The organism is Microvirga vignae (genome assembly GCF_001017175.1).
GTDB classification, from domain to species: domain Bacteria; phylum Pseudomonadota; class Alphaproteobacteria; order Rhizobiales; family Beijerinckiaceae; genus Microvirga; species Microvirga vignae.
Window position 1 is genome coordinate 1 of the sequence record NZ_LCYG01000111.1, and the last position, 15,426, is coordinate 15,426.

Consider the following 15,426-nt stretch of genomic DNA (forward strand, 5'->3'; position numbering starts at 1 on the left):
CACACCCACGCGGGTCGCTATGAAGGAGCCTTCATCACCGACGGGAAGCCGCCGGAATCCCTTGAGTTCCAGATCAACCCGTAAACACTCGGTGTCCGGGCAGGCGCGGTCCAAACCCGCCGGCTATTAACTTGCGGTGCCGGAGGCGATCTAGGGGGGGCGATGATCCGAGTGAGCTCCACCTGATCTTGTGCACGTATTAGCCAGCAGCCGCTCAAGGCGGTCGGGTTTTGATCGCACACGGCTATCCGCCCCGTCTCTCGTCAATGCAATGCTTCAGATGCGCCGCTGCTCCCGGGTGTTCAGCCGGGAGCGGTGGTATCGTTTGATCGAGCTGAGGTTCAGGCGACGCGGCTGATCCGCTGGGCTGTCTTCTCGGCCTGAACCGTCACGGTGTGCGTGGCCTCATCGGCCATGTGGATGGCGAGCTCGGCGAGACGGCGGCTGTTTTCGACCATCTGCTCCAGGTTGTCGCGCATCAGCGAGCTTTGAGCCGCCGCCAGATCCGTAACCGACCGGCAGCGGGCCAGGGCATTCAGGTGCTCAAGGTTCTTCTGCCAGCGCCGCTGGCTCAGCTCGAATGCCTCACGGGAGATGTCCTGGAGGCCGCGCGCAAGGGCGGAGCTGGACTGGGCTACCGCCCGGAGATTGTGCGAGGTTTCTTCAGTCACCTCCTGCGCCTCCCTGTCAGGACGGCCCAGCACCTGCATGGCTTGATCGGTGGAGTGGCGAGTCAACTCAGAGAACGCACCAAAGCTGCTCCCCACTGCTTCCTGCATGGCGCGTGCCATGGTCTGGGCGCCTTCGACGTTGGCCCGCAGCGTTTCTGCCAGATCTTCCGTCACCCGCTGGACAGTTTCCTCCTGCTCGCGGCTGCGGCGGGCCTTGCTGCGCTTCATCTCGTCAATGTTCGCCATCTCATCCTCCACTTGCTCGGCGACTGCATTCGCTTCCTCATTGCTCAGAACCTTGAGCACGGCGGGAAGCAGTTCCTTCCGGTCGTCCCGGATGTGCTGCTGAAAGGTGCGCCTCAGCTCGGTCATCTTGCCGAGGAACTCGGGGCTGTTCTTCGGCATGCGCTCCAGCTCGGCCAAGAGCGCACTGGTTGCCTCGTTGTCGTTGCTGGCCTCTCGCACGAGATCCTGCATGCCGTGCTGTCGCAGCACCGGGAAGAGATGCTCCTGCTGAAGGTGTGCCAAGAGCTCCAGTTCTTCCTTCAGCTCTGCGAAGAGCCGCTCACGGGTTTTGACCGCATTGTCGGAGGTGGCAAGCAGCTTGTCGAAGAGCTGGTTCGCCTTGTCTGGCGGGGCTTGGCTGAATCGTCCGTTCGTCGTCATCTGTCCTCGCACCCATGAAAGACACGCTCCCAAGCAGAGCTTGGGTCACGCCACATGCCACCGGTAGCTCGGTTGAACCAAAACGCGTCAACAGACACGAGAGCAGACGGCGGCACTCTGTGCCGGCTGTCGGCTGACTCGTCTGGCGTCGCTTTGTCACTGAAGTTCTAGGGCGCTTGGCCCTAGGCCTTGGCCGCCCGCAGCACGGCCAGTGATTGGTTTTTCTCGATCCATGCTAATAGGCGATCGCGTCTGATGTTCCGACCAATTCCATCGATCAAGCGAACAAGGCTGCGGAGCTTGATCGAGGCTCCCGATGCGGCTGTTGCGACGGCCTCTCAATTTCGGGTTTGGCAGGGGAGGAGATCAAGCCAGTGAGACCTACGGATGCAGGAGAAGGAACCGACGGTGCTTTCTCTCAGCGTACTGTGCTCAGCACCCGAAAAACTCACAGGCCCCCAACGGGACGCATTGCTCCTGGCGGGCGGGAGGCCTGAACCATCACCCCGCCGTCGGGTTAACCAGCCAGGCTGGGCCCGCTCGGAATGGGCGAAGGCTGGGTTATTTCAGGAGGAACGTCCATGGTCGACACCTATCGCACCGGCAGTCCGCACGAGGGTCTTGGAGCCGATGCTGGATCCTACAGCACAGGAGCTGCGGACCAATCCGCCTATGCCACCGCCGACGTGGAGGCCGGCAGGTATTCCCGACGCAACGTCTATGACGAGCGCCGCAGGCGCCGGACCACTGACCTGTTCTTTGAGGACAGTCTGGTCATGCTCGGGATCCTCATCGGGGGTGCTGTGGGCTACATCGCCGCCTCGACTGTCCGTAAGCCGGACTGGAGCAGCCGCCAGACCCGGAGACCCTCCGAGAGAGGTGGCCTCGGCCGCTATTTCGGCCAGCATGGCCGAGAAAGCGCCTCCCGCTCCGTCGAGAAGGATGAAACCACCGACCTGATCGCGTCCAACAAGGTCGAGGGCACGGCGGTGTACAACCACCAAGGCGACAAGCTGGGGGAGGTTTACAACTTCATGGTCGGCAAGCGCTCGGGCCAGGTGGCCTACGCGGTCATGAGCTTCGGGGGCTTTCTGGGGATGGGCCAGAAGTATCACCCGCTGCCCTGGGATGTGCTCACCTATGACACCGGCAAGAAGGGGTATGTCGTGGACGCCGACAAGGAGCGGCTGATGGGAGCTCCGAGCTATGCCGCCGGCGAGGAGCCATTCTCGCAGCCAGGGTACGGCCAGCAAGTGCGGCAGTACTGGTCTTCGGTGGGCTGATCTCTAACATCGGCGTGAAGTGGTTCGCATAGCCCTGCCACTCGCAAGGGCGGCAGGGCTGACGGCTGCCGACGTTGCATCTCCAAAGATGCTATTATTGTTTGAACGCCAGGGCCGGGAACTGTGCCCGAAGCCCACGCGAGGTTCAGCGCCAATGCTTGGCTTGGACGGGATGACTGAGCAGGAGCTCATTGCGGAGCTCCATCGGCTTGCCGACGAGCGCGAAAGGCTCAGCCGGAAGATCACAGGCGCGATCCAGTGGCAGCGATTCAGCAGCGACTGCCATGAGGCCACAAAGGGCCGTTCAGGATGAGCAGACCTCGCTGGCTGAAATGAACCGATTGATGGATCGCAGGCGCGCCGTCGAGGGGCACCTGAGGCGAGTCAGAGGACAGTTCCGGCCCCTGAAGTTGGATGAGTAGAAGAGCATCCCAATCAGCACAGCCTTGAACATAGTAAGCAGGATATTGGCTCAGCCGTGCGAAAGCCCAAGCGGCCGATCTGTCCGCAACTCGGATATCTCGCCCGATCGACAAGGGCGTTCAGGACAAAGCCAATCCCTGTGCAAAGCTAACACCGCCTAGCTTGGAAGCGGCCATGGCCTCGCCTGTGAGCGGGTTGCGCCCTTGGCCTCACGTCTTTCACGACGAAGGTGCCGAAGCCGCGCAGCTCGCCTCGATCCGATTTTCGTCGCACTGGCACATCTGAGGCGCAAGAGCGCGGGCTGAGTTCGACGGAAATTAGATCCAGGGCTTGACCTTCTCCATGACCGCTCTCATTTACCATCCACTTGGATGGTGTAGGGATGGTAGCCATGGTGAATAATGTCCACGAACTCCGGCCCAAGGCCGCAGACAGCGAGAAGATCACGATCAATCTGGGCTATGTCGATCTCGGCCATATCGATCTCCTCGTCCAGGAGGGCTTCTACTCTAACCGCACCGACTTCATCCGCACGGCTATTCGCAACCAGCTTGATCGGCACAACGACGCCGTCACGAAATCGGTCGCACGACACCAGCTCGATCTCGGCTTGCGCCATTACAGCCGCCAGGATCTCGAGGCCGTGCAAGCGGCCGGAGAAGTGCTGCACATCCAGGTGCTCGGTCTCGCCAGCATTGCCGACGATGTCACGCCCGAGCTGGCGCGGCAGACGATCGCCTCCCTTCATGTGCTTGGCGCCTTGCACGCCAGTCCCACCGTGAAAGAGGCGCTGAAGAACCGCATGCGCTGACCACCGGGTAGCACCCGTCTCACCGTCTTTCGAGCCTGCCCAACCCCTCCAGACCGGAAGGAGCAGGCCCCGCTTTGCCCGACAACAGGACTGAACTCATGAACGCTAGACCGAATCTCGACATGCTTGAGGTCACCCGCCTGACCCGCGAAGGCCGGCTCACCGAAGCCATGACCATCCTTCAGGGAGGGCTCTCGGGCACCCATCCGTCCGCGACCTCAGGCAACGCCGGCGGAGATGCAGGCCAGCATCCGTTGGGGCGGGCCACCCGGATCATTGACATGGTGCCGCCTTCTTCCAGGGGAGGGGCGTGGACTCCACCCAAATTCACCCCTTCACACTTCGTCCCAGACACTCCCAGTTTTGATGGAGGCTTGGCCCAGCCTCAGGTTCCGGAGGCGCTCCGGGGCTTCCTCGACCGCATGGGGCAACCCGGCTCCGCACTCGGCCTCGATGGATTGGTTGGACCCGTTCCAGTACGAGCACCGACCCCGCTGCCGGAGGGAGCCCGCTTCGAAGAGCGGATGTTTGCTAACGCGGCGGGAAGCCGCGCCTACAAGCTGTACATCCCGGGCGGCTACACGGGTCAGCCAGTGCCGCTCGTGATGATGCTGCACGGCTGCACGCAATCGCCAGACGATTTTGCGGCCGGCACGCGGATGAATGAGTTGGCCGAGGAGCAGACGTTTCTCGTCGCTTACCCGGCTCAGGCCCAGTCCGCCAATGTCTCGAAGTGCTGGAACTGGTTCAACGCAGCCGATCAACAGCGGGATCAAGGCGAGCCCTCGCTGATCGCCGGCATCACCCGTCAGATCATGCACGACTTCTCGGTCACACCCGGACGGGTCTATGTTGCCGGGCTCTCCGCCGGCGGGGCCGCGGCGGCGATTATGGGCTCGACTTACCCCGATCTCTATGCGGCCGTGGGCGTCCACTCGGGCTTGGCGTGCGGGGCGGCTCGTGACATGCCCTCGGCGTTTGCCGCCATGCGCCAGGGCGGGACACCCCATCACCGGGGGGCCAAGCAGCCTGTGCCGACCATCGTGTTCCATGGCGATCGCGACACGACCGTCAATCCCGTCAATGGTGACCAAGTCATTGCTCAATCGAGGGCGGGTTCGGATCTCCGCACAAAGGTCAGCCGCGGACAGGCTCCAGGCGGGATGAGCTATACTCGCATGGTCGCGTGCGATGAAAGCGGCCACCCGATGCTCGAGCATTGGGTTCTGCACGGGGCAGGTCATGCCTGGTCTGGTGGAAGTCCGAGTGGTTCCTACACTGAGCCACGGGGACCCAATGCCAGCCGTGAGATGATGCGCTTCTTCCTTGAGCACCCGAAACCGACCGCCCCATCCCCCATGTAAGCACAAAGAGCCCGCCAGTCCTCGTCGTGGTCTGGCGGGCTACGATTTGAGATCTGGCATGCGGGTAGGCCAAATTGCGCCTATCGGGTTTAATTCGTCTCGCTCCAAGGCTAACGGCATTTCGGAGTGCGCTATGGCGGAAGGTCGGCTCCTGGCACTGAGCGGAAGTAAATCGAATGTCCGGACTTACTCGATGAGCGGACCTTTACGACGCAGTTTCTGAGGACGTCTTTTGACCCAAAGCTGCCCTAAGGATCGGCGGAGGGGCAGACAGTATCCCGCCCAGTCAATCTTGGTGGTGTTTACGGAAGCAAGGCACGTAGCCACCAAATGAGGGCTATTTCCCACGGCTCCGGCATCCGCTCGCTCATCCGAGCCCCGCCATCTCCAAGCCACGCTCATAGTGCTCCAGGTCGGCCGCATGCTGAAACCGGGCTGGCAACCGGAGCCAGCCGATAGGGCCGCCAACCGCCCGCAGTTCCTCCTCGCCCAGACGTTGTTGCAGCGTGGCGCGCATCAGCCGGGCATGCGAAGCCGCTTCGTCCACACGTCCCGCATAGGCCGCCGCTGCGGCAAGCCAGCCGCGGTTGGTGGTGATCCGGTCGGGTGTCTGCCTCAGCCAGAACAGCGCTTCCTCGTACCGGTGGCCGACGAAGCAGGCCTTGCCGATCTGCTCGGCGGATACCGGCGGAAAGTACGGATTGAGCCGGATTGCTTGCTCCGCCTGCCTGATGCCTCGCTCGGGTGCACCCGCATAAGCATACTCCAAGCCCGTATAGCCGAGCGTCTCGACATCGCCCGGGCTGAGCGTGACGGCGCGATCCAAGTAAAAGCGGGCGCCGGAGAAGTCGCGCCGCATCTGAAGTAGCATGCCGAGTAGCCAATGGCCCTGAGGATCCAGGGGATCGAGGGCGATCGCCTGCTGGGCATGGCTGATGGCCCGCTCCCGCCGGCGGTCCTCTTCCAGAGGAGTGATCCCGCCCATCGAAACGTAGCACACGGCGAGCCCGCAATGGGCGGCCGCCGAGGTCGGATCCTGCTCGAGAGCACGGCTGAAGTGTTCGAGGGCTTTGGCGTGTGACGCGTAGGCAATCGAGCGCTGGTGCTCGCGACCGCACAGGCAATGCTCGTAGGCGCTCAGCGACTGGACTTCCCGGTGGCGCACCCGCTCCAGTTCCGCCTGTTCGATCTGCACCGGGACGGTGGCCACGATGGCTTTGGCGGCTTCCTCCTGGAACGAAGGGAGCTCGTCCCAATCACCTTGGTAGTGCTCGCCCCAGACCTGACGCTGCGAGGTATTGTCGACGAGGCGGACCGTCACACTCAATCGGTTGCCGGTGCGCCGGACACTGCCCTCGACGGTGTAGCGGGCACCAAGCTGCAGCAGCCTGGCCTCGGGAGCGGGATCGTGATCGAGGGCGAAGGATGTGTGTCGGGCTAGGACACCGAGCCGGCGGAAGCGCGCAAGATCGCCGATGACATCCTCGGTCAAGGCCGCCGGGAGGCTGACCAAGGTCTCGTCCTCGGAGAGATCCCGGAAGGGCAGGACGGCGACGAGTGGCTTGCCCACAGAGAGTTCGGTACTGCGGCCCAGAACCCAGGCGGCATTGAACGGCTCCGGGGCAGAGCGCCCACTGGTCTGGCTCACGGCTCGGGCGAGTTGCTCGACTTCGTCTCCCGGCCGGATCTGAAGGTCACGGGCCAAGCCGGTACGGAGTTGATCGTAACGCCCGGCCGCGAGCGCACGTTCGCCCTGTAGCAGGTGCAGCCGCATGAGAGCCGCGTGCATGCGCTCGCAGTAGGGATCGATCCCGAGATTGCGCTGGGCGCAGGCCTTCGCTTCTGTCACCTCGCCGCGCCACAGCCGGAGCGAGAACAGGTTCCAGAAGGCGGACCGTGCAAGATCGCGTAGACGCTCCCGCTCTGGGAGGAGCCAGTCTTCATATTCGAGGCTGAGATCCACCGCATCCGACAGCAGATCGCCGCCGTACAGATCGCAGGCCGCGATGAGCGCCTCCAGTGTCCCTTCCGCCGCGAGGGCTTCGAACCGCATGACATCAACGGCCACGCGCTCCGGGTCGAGCCAGACTGATCGGCTGTCGCTGCGCAGGGGCCCCTCGGTCCCGCCAAGGATTCTCCTGAGCTGATGCAGGACGAAGCGCAGGTTGCCCTGGGCGTGCGGCGGGTCGGAGTCCGGCCACAGCAACGCCTGGAGGGTGTCGCGCCGATGCTTCTTGTCGGGAGCGCAGGCCAGACGCGCGAGGAGCTGGGCGCCCTTCTCGCCTGCAAGTTCGATGGGTCCACGGTCAGGATGCCGCAGGCGAAGCCCGCCGAGCAGTGCGATCTCGAGCGCCGTCATGGTCGCCTCGGACTCTGTCGCAGCTGGAGCCAGTCTAGCGCCGGTTCAGGACATGGCAATGCCAGGCGAAGCCCGCCTCACGCCCGTCTAACGCTTCATCGGCCCAACTCCCGCAGGCACCGCACGCGGGAGGAATGATGCATGAGGAAAGCTCGCCCGCCCCAATACCCGGACGGCCATCACGACACGGCCAAGGCTCCATGGGACACACTCCGTCTGGCCTATGTGATCGCCCTGGCCTGTGGCCTCGCGTCGCTGTTGGCCACCACTGGTCTTGCGCCGGCCGGCGCGGACGGGTCCGACGGATGCCTTGAGGGCGACTGGATCAGCGAGGCAAGAGCCTTCGTGACGGAGGCGACGGGCACCCCGGCCCCCGAGGCGTGCGTGCGCCTCGTCAGAAAGGAGCGTCTGGACGGGCTCGTTTTCCGGGTGGTCCTTGGCGGAACCCACGCCGAGGCCGTGGCTGCCGTCTATGTCCCGGCGACCCGTGAGATCCTCCTGGCCGACGACCTCGATTCCGCCACCCCGCTCGCGCGCAGCTATCTCGTCCACGAGTTGGTGCATGCGCAGCAATTCGCGAGTAGCGCGCACGAACACGCCTCATGCCCGGGAGTGCTGGAGGCGAATGCCTATGGCATGCAGGCTCACTATCTCCGCACCAAGGGCCAGCCGGAGGAGGCATTCCTTCTCCAAGTTCTCGGCATGCTCCAAGGCGCCTGCAGCTATTCGGACTGATTTTTCCAGCAGGGTACCGCATCGGCAGCGTGTAACGCCCGACCCATCAATGCCTACGGCTTGAGGTGCTGAGCGAGGAAGTCTCTCACCTGAACCGCCGCCATCTCGGCATTTTGGGGTTCTGCCTTCAGCCATTCCGAGAAGGTCGTCTTGTCCGGCATGGCTGAGTTGGCCTCGAAGTTCTTGAAGAGATTGGGCGCAACCCTCTCTTCGGCTGGCGCTCCACCTTCCGACTGCTGCGCGGTGACCCGAGGGCATCTCTCAGCGGCATCCGGAGCAGAGACCCCATTGATGATGAGGGTTCGGGCTGCCATGCGGGACTTCAGCCCGCAGAGCGGAGAATAGACGAAGGCCACCGCAGCCTTGAACCGCTCAGGTCCGGTCACAAAGGCGGTGGTATCCGCAGGCGCAGGAATCCGCCAGACATCACCCGTCTGGAATCCCAGAAGGCCGATGCGCTGCGGGTCCGCCCAAGGTTGCTTTGCAACATAACCCAAAGCCCCATAGGTATCGGCAACGCGAGCGGCGTCAAAGGTTGGGTTCGCGCAAGTGTCCTTAATGCCGCGAGGGCCGTAGCTGTCCACCAGCACCACCGCGTAGCCCCAAGACAAGAGGCGCTTGGTCCAGAAAGCCTCGCGCGAGGTTTCAGCCAAGCTGCCTTGTGTGCCAAAATCGTTTGACTTTACCTCCGGGGGCAACCCACCGCAGTCATGCAGATAGATGATGACCGGATGGGGACTGTTGCCGGAGGGCTTGACGACGTACGCTTGGATCTCGTCGCCGCGAGGAGGCTGAAGAACTTCGCCTCTGGCTTGGGCCCGCTTCTGCTGGAACTCGCTCACAGGGACGCTGGCGCTCTCGAACTTCACCAGATCAGCAGCAGTGCTCAGAGGAACACCTAACAGGCAACTTACAGCGAGAAGGAAGACGCGCTTGAGAAGCATGCTAGCCTCCCGAAAGAGTGGGTGTCATTCGCTGTGTAGGCGCAACCAGTATATCAACGATGTTGAAGACCGTCCTGTCCCACGACCAAGCCGTGTGACTCCATGAGCGGGTCAGGGATGATCACCAACGGCTCGATCGTCTCACCTTTGACAGCGTGCTGTCCTCCATCAATTTCGCTCTCTGTCAGCCCAGTGCGCGCCGGTCTGGCAGAGAGCCAGCAGAGCCTTGGCAGCCCGAAGGTCATGTGTGCCAATTCCTTCGGTGAAGCTGTCGAAGACGGGTCTCAGTAGATCATCAGCGGCTTGGTTCTGACCTTGACTCAGCCAGTGCTGAGCAAGTCTGGTTGCGGCACGGAGTTCAAACCACTTGGCCCCTTGATCCCGTGCTACCACGAGAGCTTCACGAAAGCTCTGCTCCGCCTGCTCAACCTGGTGATCCACCGCTTGGAGCTCACCTCTCAGGCGCAGCAGCTCGACATGGACCCAGGACTCGCCGGTCTGCGCCTGTGCGGTGAAAGCCTCTTCCAGCAGTGCTTGTGCTGCATCCCTATCTCCGGCCACGAGGATCCCTTCAGCGCTGCGGCCGAGCTGATAGGGACTCATGATCGTTGTGCCGCTCGCCCGCCACGCAGTTAAACCCTGCGCCAATTCACGGCTACCGTCTCGGAGCTCTCCCCGCCGAATTAGCCCTAAACCCCGGATTATTCTCGCGTTCGCGACACTGACCGCTGACCGTTGGTCTTCCGGTAAGGCAAGAACAGCATCCGCATTGCGCAGGAGATCAGTATCGCTCCGGGCTAAGTCATAGAGGTCGCCAGTGAACCTCAGAGCATGGGCAAGGGTCGGTGGATGCGATCTCCTGCGCGCCAGCGCCAGTGATCGATCGGCCCCTTTCAGCGCCTGGTCCGGCTTGCCAACCATCAACAAGGCAAGGCTGTTGAAGCACGAGGCACAGACACCGGGATCATGGCCGCCAAAGATTAATGCGTGGTCGCGGTGTGCCTCCTCATCATACAGATCCAGGTTGGACCGGGTCAGCTCGAGCGTTCGGGCGAACTTCCCCTCAAAGAGCGCCATCGAGTATTCGGCATGCTGAGCCTGGAGCCGGTATCCCGAGTCTTTCAGGTCGTCTGCGAGACGATGAAGCTCCTGGATGAGCTGCCGTGCGGCCGGGCGCTGCTCTTGCGCATATGCGACCAACCAGCTGCCCCACAGGACCACAAACAAACTGCTGGATTGCTGATGATCCCGCGCAACGTCGCGGGCCCGGTCATAGATGCGTTTCACCTCAGGCGCCCAACTCGGCATGACCATCATCAGCACAGGGCCGAGGGCCGTGAGGAGACCAAGCTCCAGTTCATCTCGGGCCGCGGTGGGCGGGAGCCGCTCGAGCACGATCAGGCCCCTCCGGTAATGGGCAATCGCCTCCTGATTGGCATACTGGCGGGCAGCTTGGTCGCCCGCCTCGCGCCAGTACTGGACCGCCTGCTCGAACAAGCCTCCTTCCGTGCAGTGGTGAGCAATCGACTCGGGCCGGACCCCTCCAGGATGTCCGTTAAGAAGCACGTATGCGATCCGGGCGTGGAGACGCTGCCGCTTCTCCCGCAGGAGACTGGAATAGCTCGTATCCTGCATCAGAGCGTGTTTGAACACATAGATCGCCCGTGGTGGCCGGCCACGTTGGACGAGCAGGCCCCCCTGCGTCAGTTGATCAAGGGATGTCTGCAAAGATCCATCCTCCTGATCGGACACCGCGCGGATCATCTCATATGAGAACTCCCGGCCGATGGCCGAGGCGATCTGGGCAATCTCCTTAGCGCCAGGGTTGCGATCCAGCCGGGCCATGAGCGCATCGTTAAGGGTGACTGGAATGGCACCTGTTTGCAGGGGCTTGTCCAGGACGAAATGATCGCCGCGGTCCTGCACTGAGCCGCTTTCCAGAACCGCCTTGGTGAGTTCTTCCACAAATAGCGGAACACCATCGGCGCGGATCGCGATCTGGCTGAGAACCTCTGAAGGAAGGGCTTTGCCAGCCGTGCGGGCGGCGATCATGGCACTTCGTTCATCGTTCAGGCGGTTGAGCGCCAGTGTGGTGATGTGCGGGTGTTCGGCCCAAGGCGGTGAGAACTCAGGACGGAAGGTCACCACCAGCAGGATTGGAAGGGCCTGAACACGGTCGACGATCAGATGGAGCAATTCGAGCGAGGTGGGGTCGATCCAGTGGACATCCTCCCAGACGACTAGAAGCGGAGATGACCGGCTCGCAACTTCAATCTGCCGCACGAGGGCGGCAAAGGTTCGCTGCTTCCAGGCCTGCGGGCTCAGGGAGAGGCTCGGAAACCGGTTGCCGGTCGGCAGCGACATCAGGTCGGCCAGCAGGCCTTGATCCTCGACCGGCGTGTCCGTTCGCGCAAGCGGCGCCGCCAGCTTGTCCAACCTTTGCTCGCTCGGGTCGTCCGGGTGAAAGTGGGCCGCCCGTTGCAGCTGATTGATAACAGGGTAGAGGGCGCTGTTGGCGTGACGCGGCGAACAGAAATAGCTCAACTCGGTGTGGGGAGTGGCCCGGATGCTCTCCTGCAGGCTGGCGGTGAGCCTGGACTTGCCGATGCCGGGTTCGCCGGAGATGAGAATGACCCGCCCCTGGCCCTCCTGGACCTGCCGCCAGCACCCGAGCAGGAGCTCCATTTCCTCTTCGCGTCCCACCAGCGGAGCTTGGTCAAGGTGCAAGGCTTCGAAGCGGGTGTCGATGGATTGTTCGGCCACCACCTCCCAGGCTCGGATCGGCTGACTGAAGCCTTTGAGGAGAACCGCGCCAGCGTCCCGGCATTCGAAGTGTTGGCCCACGAGCTGCCGTGTGCTGGGCGCAATCACGATATGGCCGGGCTCTGCCAGGGCTTGGAGCCGCGCTGCCAGATTCGGGGTCTCGCCCACGACGCTGCGCTCCTGGGCCGCGCCGGTGCCGATGAGATCACCCACAATGACCAGTCCGGTGGCGATCCCGATTCGGACCTGGAGGGGCTCACCAGCAGCGCTCAGGCGGCCCACGGCGGCAACAAGCGCCAAGCCTGTTCGCACCGCCTGCTCGGCCGCGTCCTCGCGCGCCTGCGGGTAGCCGAAATAGGCCAGCACCCCGTCACCCATGTACTTGGCCACGAAGCCGCCGTGCTGCTGCACCACCTCGGCCACGCAGGCGTGATAGGCCCGGATCACCTCGCGCAGGTCTTCGGGATCGAAGCGGACCGACAGCGCAGTCGATCCGACCAAATCGCAGAACAGGATCGTCAGCTGTCGGCGCTCCGCCTGCGAGATCTCTTCCGTGAGGTGAGGCTGGGGCGTAGCGGCGGGCGGTGCAGCTTGCGCCTGAAGGCGGGCAATAGCGGACAAGAGCTTGCGCCGGTCGCCAACCGGCACCACGCCGAGGTCCTTGAGGTCCTCGGCCGTGAGATCCGGCAGCACATGGTCATCCACGGCATTGTCGCGGAATGCCTGCTCGTACTGGCCGAGGCCTAGGCTGCGCAACCAGGCTCCCACGTCCACGATCTGCCCTCCGAGCAAACGTGACGCTCCGTTACCACAGGTTCAGGCTAGCACCTTTCGGCCGCAGCAGCATTCTTGGATTCCCCAAGGTCTTCTTGTGGCACGAGGCGGAAGTTGACCGAGCGCCCGCTTAAGGCGGGAATACCGGACATTCCTGAAGGGTAGGGGATCGTCAGAGCCTGACCCGAAGGCGACATTGTCGTGGCCGCTCAGGGTTGACGGGCAAAGAAACCCGATCCGGTGTCCGTCGGACGAGGTGAGTTCAGACGCCTCACAACGGAGAAAAGGATTGAGGCGCCTGTCTAACGACCCATCGCCCTGCGGAGGGCCTCAAGAGCCCTTTCGCATGATGTTGCATCGCCGGCCTGATCCGCAGCACGCGCTTGGGTCAGTGCCGCAAGAACCTGCTCGTAGGAAGCCCCTTCTCCAAGACTTTCCTCAGCCCGGACGATCGATCCTGGAGTCGGCTGATGATGCTCCGTGGCTGCGGTGCTTTCACGCCCCATCGGCCCGATCCCGGCGGTGGTGTCGATCCGCGCATCGACCGCCGCCTGAAGGCGGTCGATTTCCGCACTGCAAGGGCCAGCGTGACCCGAGATTGGAGCAAGGGTCATCATGACCATGAGGACGGATAATGAACTCGCCCTCAGTGCGACCTTGGCGATCCGGATTCGACCTGATTTGACCATGGGGCAAGCTCCTCGCAACAGCAGACGATCGTGCGGTTTGTCAGGGTAAACCTTTGAGGCCGGCCTGCTTGACCGACGTGGACAGCCGAAAGACATTTTGGGACATCGGCTTGTAGAGCTTGGAGAGATGGTCAGGGTGGTGCGGGTCTGCGGCCATTCCATATCGGGCAGGATCGAGCTCGGGACGTATTCCGAGAACGCCGGGGTGAGACCGGCTGCCGATCGCAAAGGTCCCTTGGGGGCCGAGCTGGGCCGGAGTTCCGTGTTCGAGCGGTGAGCGGTCATTCACACGATCACGCTTTAAGGCTGTGTTTGACCCAAGCCGACGTTCGTTGATTGATCGATGAACCTCGGCAATCGATGGAAAGCGGCCCTTCCACGAAGAGACGCCGCTTTTTCGTTTTTAGCCTATGTTAATCGCACGCGATCTGGGGCATGAACGCCATCATGCCCTACCAACAAGAAGACATCGCCAGGGTCCAGGAGCGCATCGTCGAAGCCGATCTGCGGGTATCGGCGCAAATGGACCGGATTGAGCGGATGATCGAGAAGGGCTATGACGTGACCGAAGCCAAGGAGATGCTTCGGCAACTGGAGTTGATCCTTGACCAGTGGCACGTCCAGCGGCGGCTCATGCTGGACGCACTCGCTCAACGTTGAGCGATCGGAAAGCCCGTCTTCTGCGATTACGCCCGCCCATTCGAACAGGATCGGATCTGAGCCGTTGTCCTGTATCACCAGCCGATCCGACTACGTAGGCACTGGTGGCTGACAGAGACGTGCGCTCCCGCCTGCAAACAGGGGCATCATCTTGGCCGCACCTCAGAACTCTCATCCCGACTACAGCCCGCTCATCCGCAAGCTGGAGAGCATCTTCGCGCTGACTGATGATGAGCGGCAGGCTCTCCTTGATCTCCCGATGCAGGTGGCCGTCCTCGCGGAGGATCAGGACATTGTCCGTGAAGGCGACCGCCCCTCCCGGTCTTTCACAATCCTGAGCGGGTTTACCTGCACCTACAAGATGACCGGAGACGGCAAGCGCCAGATCGTGGCCTTCTGCATCCCGGGTGACGTTCCCGACGTGCAGAGCCTGCATCTGAAGGTTCTGGACATCAGTGTGGCCACCCTAACCCCGTGCAGCGTCGGCTTCATCACCCATGAGGATCTGTGGGATCTCTGCATGCGCTATCCCCGGATTGCCGCCGCCTTCTGGCGCGAAACCCTGGTGGAGGGAGCCATCTTCCGCGAGTGGGTGCTCAACGTCGGGCGGCGCGAAGCCTACCCGCGGATGGCGCACGTCCTGTGCGAGCTGCTGGTGCGCCTGAGAGCGGTGGGGCTGGCCCAGGACCATGCCTGCAACCTGCCGATCACCCAAGGCGAGTTCGCCGATGCGCTTGGCATCACGACGGTTCACGTCAACCGGGTTCTCCAGCAGATGCGGGCTGACGGCCTGATCGAGCTGAAAGGCGACCGGCTGAAAGTTCCTGATTGGGAGACGTTGAAGCAGGTCGGCGACTTCGACCCGATCTACCTCCATCTGGTGCAGGAGCGGCCAGCCGCATGACCCTCACCCTCCAGCCTGTGCGTGTTGCCACCGGCTCTGATGAAGAGGGCATGCTGGTCTTCGATGCGGAGCAGCGGCTTGTCGCGGTGCTGACCCAACTTGGCGACCAGTATGATGGCCTATCCGGCCATTGGTACCTGGAAGCAGGGTTCGGGTGCCTGGAAGCACGGGATCAGCCGACATTTGCTGATCTGGAGGCAGTTCAGGAATGGATCCGTCAGCGCCTCGCAAAGGGACGGTAGGCGGCTTCCGCTCGAAGAGGCTGCTCCAGGTCCCACAAAGGGCATTCCGCGTGATTTTACCTGTACCGGGTTGATGGCTCAGCGTGAGGGATAGTGCGAGCCTGGAAGGTCTGGAAATGATGCTGTGGACGGCTCCCA

The 15,426-nt window shown here is 62.8% G+C and carries 12 protein-coding genes; 7 read left to right on the forward strand and 5 right to left on the reverse strand.

Annotation, left to right across the window (positions count from 1 at the left end; all coding sequences use genetic code 11):
• Nucleotides 1-341: 341 nt before the first annotated feature.
• Complete coding sequence (locus AA309_RS32655) at nt 342-1,337, reverse strand: phasin family protein (RefSeq protein WP_052955071.1); 996 nt, start codon at nt 1,335-1,337, stop codon at nt 342-344.
• A 581-nt stretch (nt 1,338-1,918) separates the two neighbouring features.
• On the opposite strand from AA309_RS32655, the gene AA309_RS37935 reads away from it, so the two are divergent.
• From AA309_RS37935 to AA309_RS28725, 3 genes are all read left to right on the forward strand, one after another.
• Nucleotides 1,919-2,620, forward strand: a complete 702-nt coding sequence (locus AA309_RS37935; protein WP_425286914.1) for a PRC-barrel domain-containing protein — start codon at nt 1,919-1,921, stop codon at nt 2,618-2,620.
• Between the two features lie 814 nt (nt 2,621-3,434).
• On the forward strand, nt 3,435-3,854 hold the full coding sequence (locus AA309_RS28720) for a CopG family transcriptional regulator (RefSeq protein WP_047192453.1): 420 nt from the start codon (nt 3,435-3,437) through the stop codon (nt 3,852-3,854).
• Nucleotides 3,855-3,952: 98 nt separating this feature from the next.
• Complete coding sequence (locus AA309_RS28725) at nt 3,953-5,218, forward strand: extracellular catalytic domain type 1 short-chain-length polyhydroxyalkanoate depolymerase (RefSeq protein ID WP_047192444.1); 1,266 nt, start codon at nt 3,953-3,955, stop codon at nt 5,216-5,218.
• A 367-nt stretch (nt 5,219-5,585) separates the two neighbouring features.
• Here AA309_RS28725 and AA309_RS28730 read toward each other — a convergent pair whose 3' ends face one another.
• Nucleotides 5,586-7,577, reverse strand: a complete 1,992-nt coding sequence (locus AA309_RS28730) for a BTAD domain-containing putative transcriptional regulator (RefSeq protein ID WP_047192445.1) — start codon at nt 7,575-7,577, stop codon at nt 5,586-5,588.
• A gap of 141 nt (nt 7,578-7,718) precedes the next feature.
• Between AA309_RS28730 and AA309_RS28735 the strand changes: the two genes are divergently transcribed.
• The gene (locus tag AA309_RS28735; RefSeq protein ID WP_047192446.1) at nt 7,719-8,312 is read left to right on the forward strand and encodes a DUF6647 family protein; all 594 of its coding nucleotides are present in this window, start codon (nt 7,719-7,721) and stop codon (nt 8,310-8,312) included.
• Between the two features lie 53 nt (nt 8,313-8,365).
• Here the strand turns inward: AA309_RS28735 and AA309_RS28740 are convergent, their stop codons facing one another.
• The 3 genes from AA309_RS28740 to AA309_RS28750 all read right to left on the reverse strand — a co-directional run bounded on the left by AA309_RS28740 (nt 8,366) and on the right by AA309_RS28750 (nt 13,482).
• Complete coding sequence (locus tag AA309_RS28740) at nt 8,366-9,256, reverse strand: dienelactone hydrolase family protein (RefSeq protein WP_047192447.1); 891 nt, start codon at nt 9,254-9,256, stop codon at nt 8,366-8,368.
• A 168-nt stretch (nt 9,257-9,424) separates the two neighbouring features.
• Entirely contained in the window at nt 9,425-12,793 is a 3,369-nt protein-coding gene (locus AA309_RS28745; protein WP_160310567.1) for an adenylate/guanylate cyclase domain-containing protein, read from the reverse strand.
• Between the two features lie 302 nt (nt 12,794-13,095).
• Complete coding sequence (locus tag AA309_RS28750) at nt 13,096-13,482, reverse strand: hypothetical protein (RefSeq protein WP_244470529.1); 387 nt, start codon at nt 13,480-13,482, stop codon at nt 13,096-13,098.
• Between the two features lie 435 nt (nt 13,483-13,917).
• On the opposite strand from AA309_RS28750, the gene AA309_RS28755 reads away from it, so the two are divergent.
• The 3 genes from AA309_RS28755 to AA309_RS28765 all read left to right on the forward strand — a co-directional run bounded on the left by AA309_RS28755 (nt 13,918) and on the right by AA309_RS28765 (nt 15,288).
• Nucleotides 13,918-14,142, forward strand: coding sequence for a hypothetical protein (locus AA309_RS28755; protein WP_047192448.1), 225 nt, complete (start codon nt 13,918-13,920; stop codon nt 14,140-14,142).
• Nucleotides 14,143-14,293: 151 nt separating this feature from the next.
• A complete protein-coding gene (locus AA309_RS28760; RefSeq protein WP_047192449.1) occupies nt 14,294-15,046 on the forward strand; it encodes a Crp/Fnr family transcriptional regulator in 753 nt (250 codons plus the stop codon).
• Nucleotides 15,043-15,288: a hypothetical protein gene (locus tag AA309_RS28765; RefSeq protein WP_047192450.1), complete on the forward strand. Its 246-nt coding sequence runs from the start codon at nt 15,043-15,045 to the stop codon at nt 15,286-15,288. The genes AA309_RS28760 and AA309_RS28765 overlap by 4 nt, the downstream gene beginning before the upstream one ends.
• The last annotated feature ends 138 nt before the right edge of the window (nt 15,289-15,426 follow it).

What these genes read in the sequence shown, in the direction of transcription:
- AA309_RS32655 (WP_052955071.1), bottom strand. Translation starts at nt 1,337, where the DNA reads ATGACGACGAACGGACGATTCAGCCAAGCCCCGCCAGACAAGGCGAAC.
- AA309_RS37935 (WP_425286914.1), top strand. Translation starts at nt 1,919, where the DNA reads ATGGTCGACACCTATCGCACCGGCAGTCCGCACGAGGGTCTTGGAGCC.
- AA309_RS28720 (WP_047192453.1), top strand. Translation starts at nt 3,435, where the DNA reads ATGGTGAATAATGTCCACGAACTCCGGCCCAAGGCCGCAGACAGCGAG.
- AA309_RS28725 (WP_047192444.1), top strand. Translation starts at nt 3,953, where the DNA reads ATGAACGCTAGACCGAATCTCGACATGCTTGAGGTCACCCGCCTGACC.
- AA309_RS28730 (WP_047192445.1), bottom strand. Translation starts at nt 7,577, where the DNA reads ATGACGGCGCTCGAGATCGCACTGCTCGGCGGGCTTCGCCTGCGGCAT.
- AA309_RS28735 (WP_047192446.1), top strand. Translation starts at nt 7,719, where the DNA reads ATGAGGAAAGCTCGCCCGCCCCAATACCCGGACGGCCATCACGACACG.
- AA309_RS28740 (WP_047192447.1), bottom strand. Translation starts at nt 9,256, where the DNA reads ATGCTTCTCAAGCGCGTCTTCCTTCTCGCTGTAAGTTGCCTGTTAGGT.
- AA309_RS28750 (WP_244470529.1), bottom strand. Translation starts at nt 13,482, where the DNA reads ATGGTCAAATCAGGTCGAATCCGGATCGCCAAGGTCGCACTGAGGGCG.
- AA309_RS28755 (WP_047192448.1), top strand. Translation starts at nt 13,918, where the DNA reads ATGAACGCCATCATGCCCTACCAACAAGAAGACATCGCCAGGGTCCAG.
- AA309_RS28765 (WP_047192450.1), top strand. Translation starts at nt 15,043, where the DNA reads ATGACCCTCACCCTCCAGCCTGTGCGTGTTGCCACCGGCTCTGATGAA.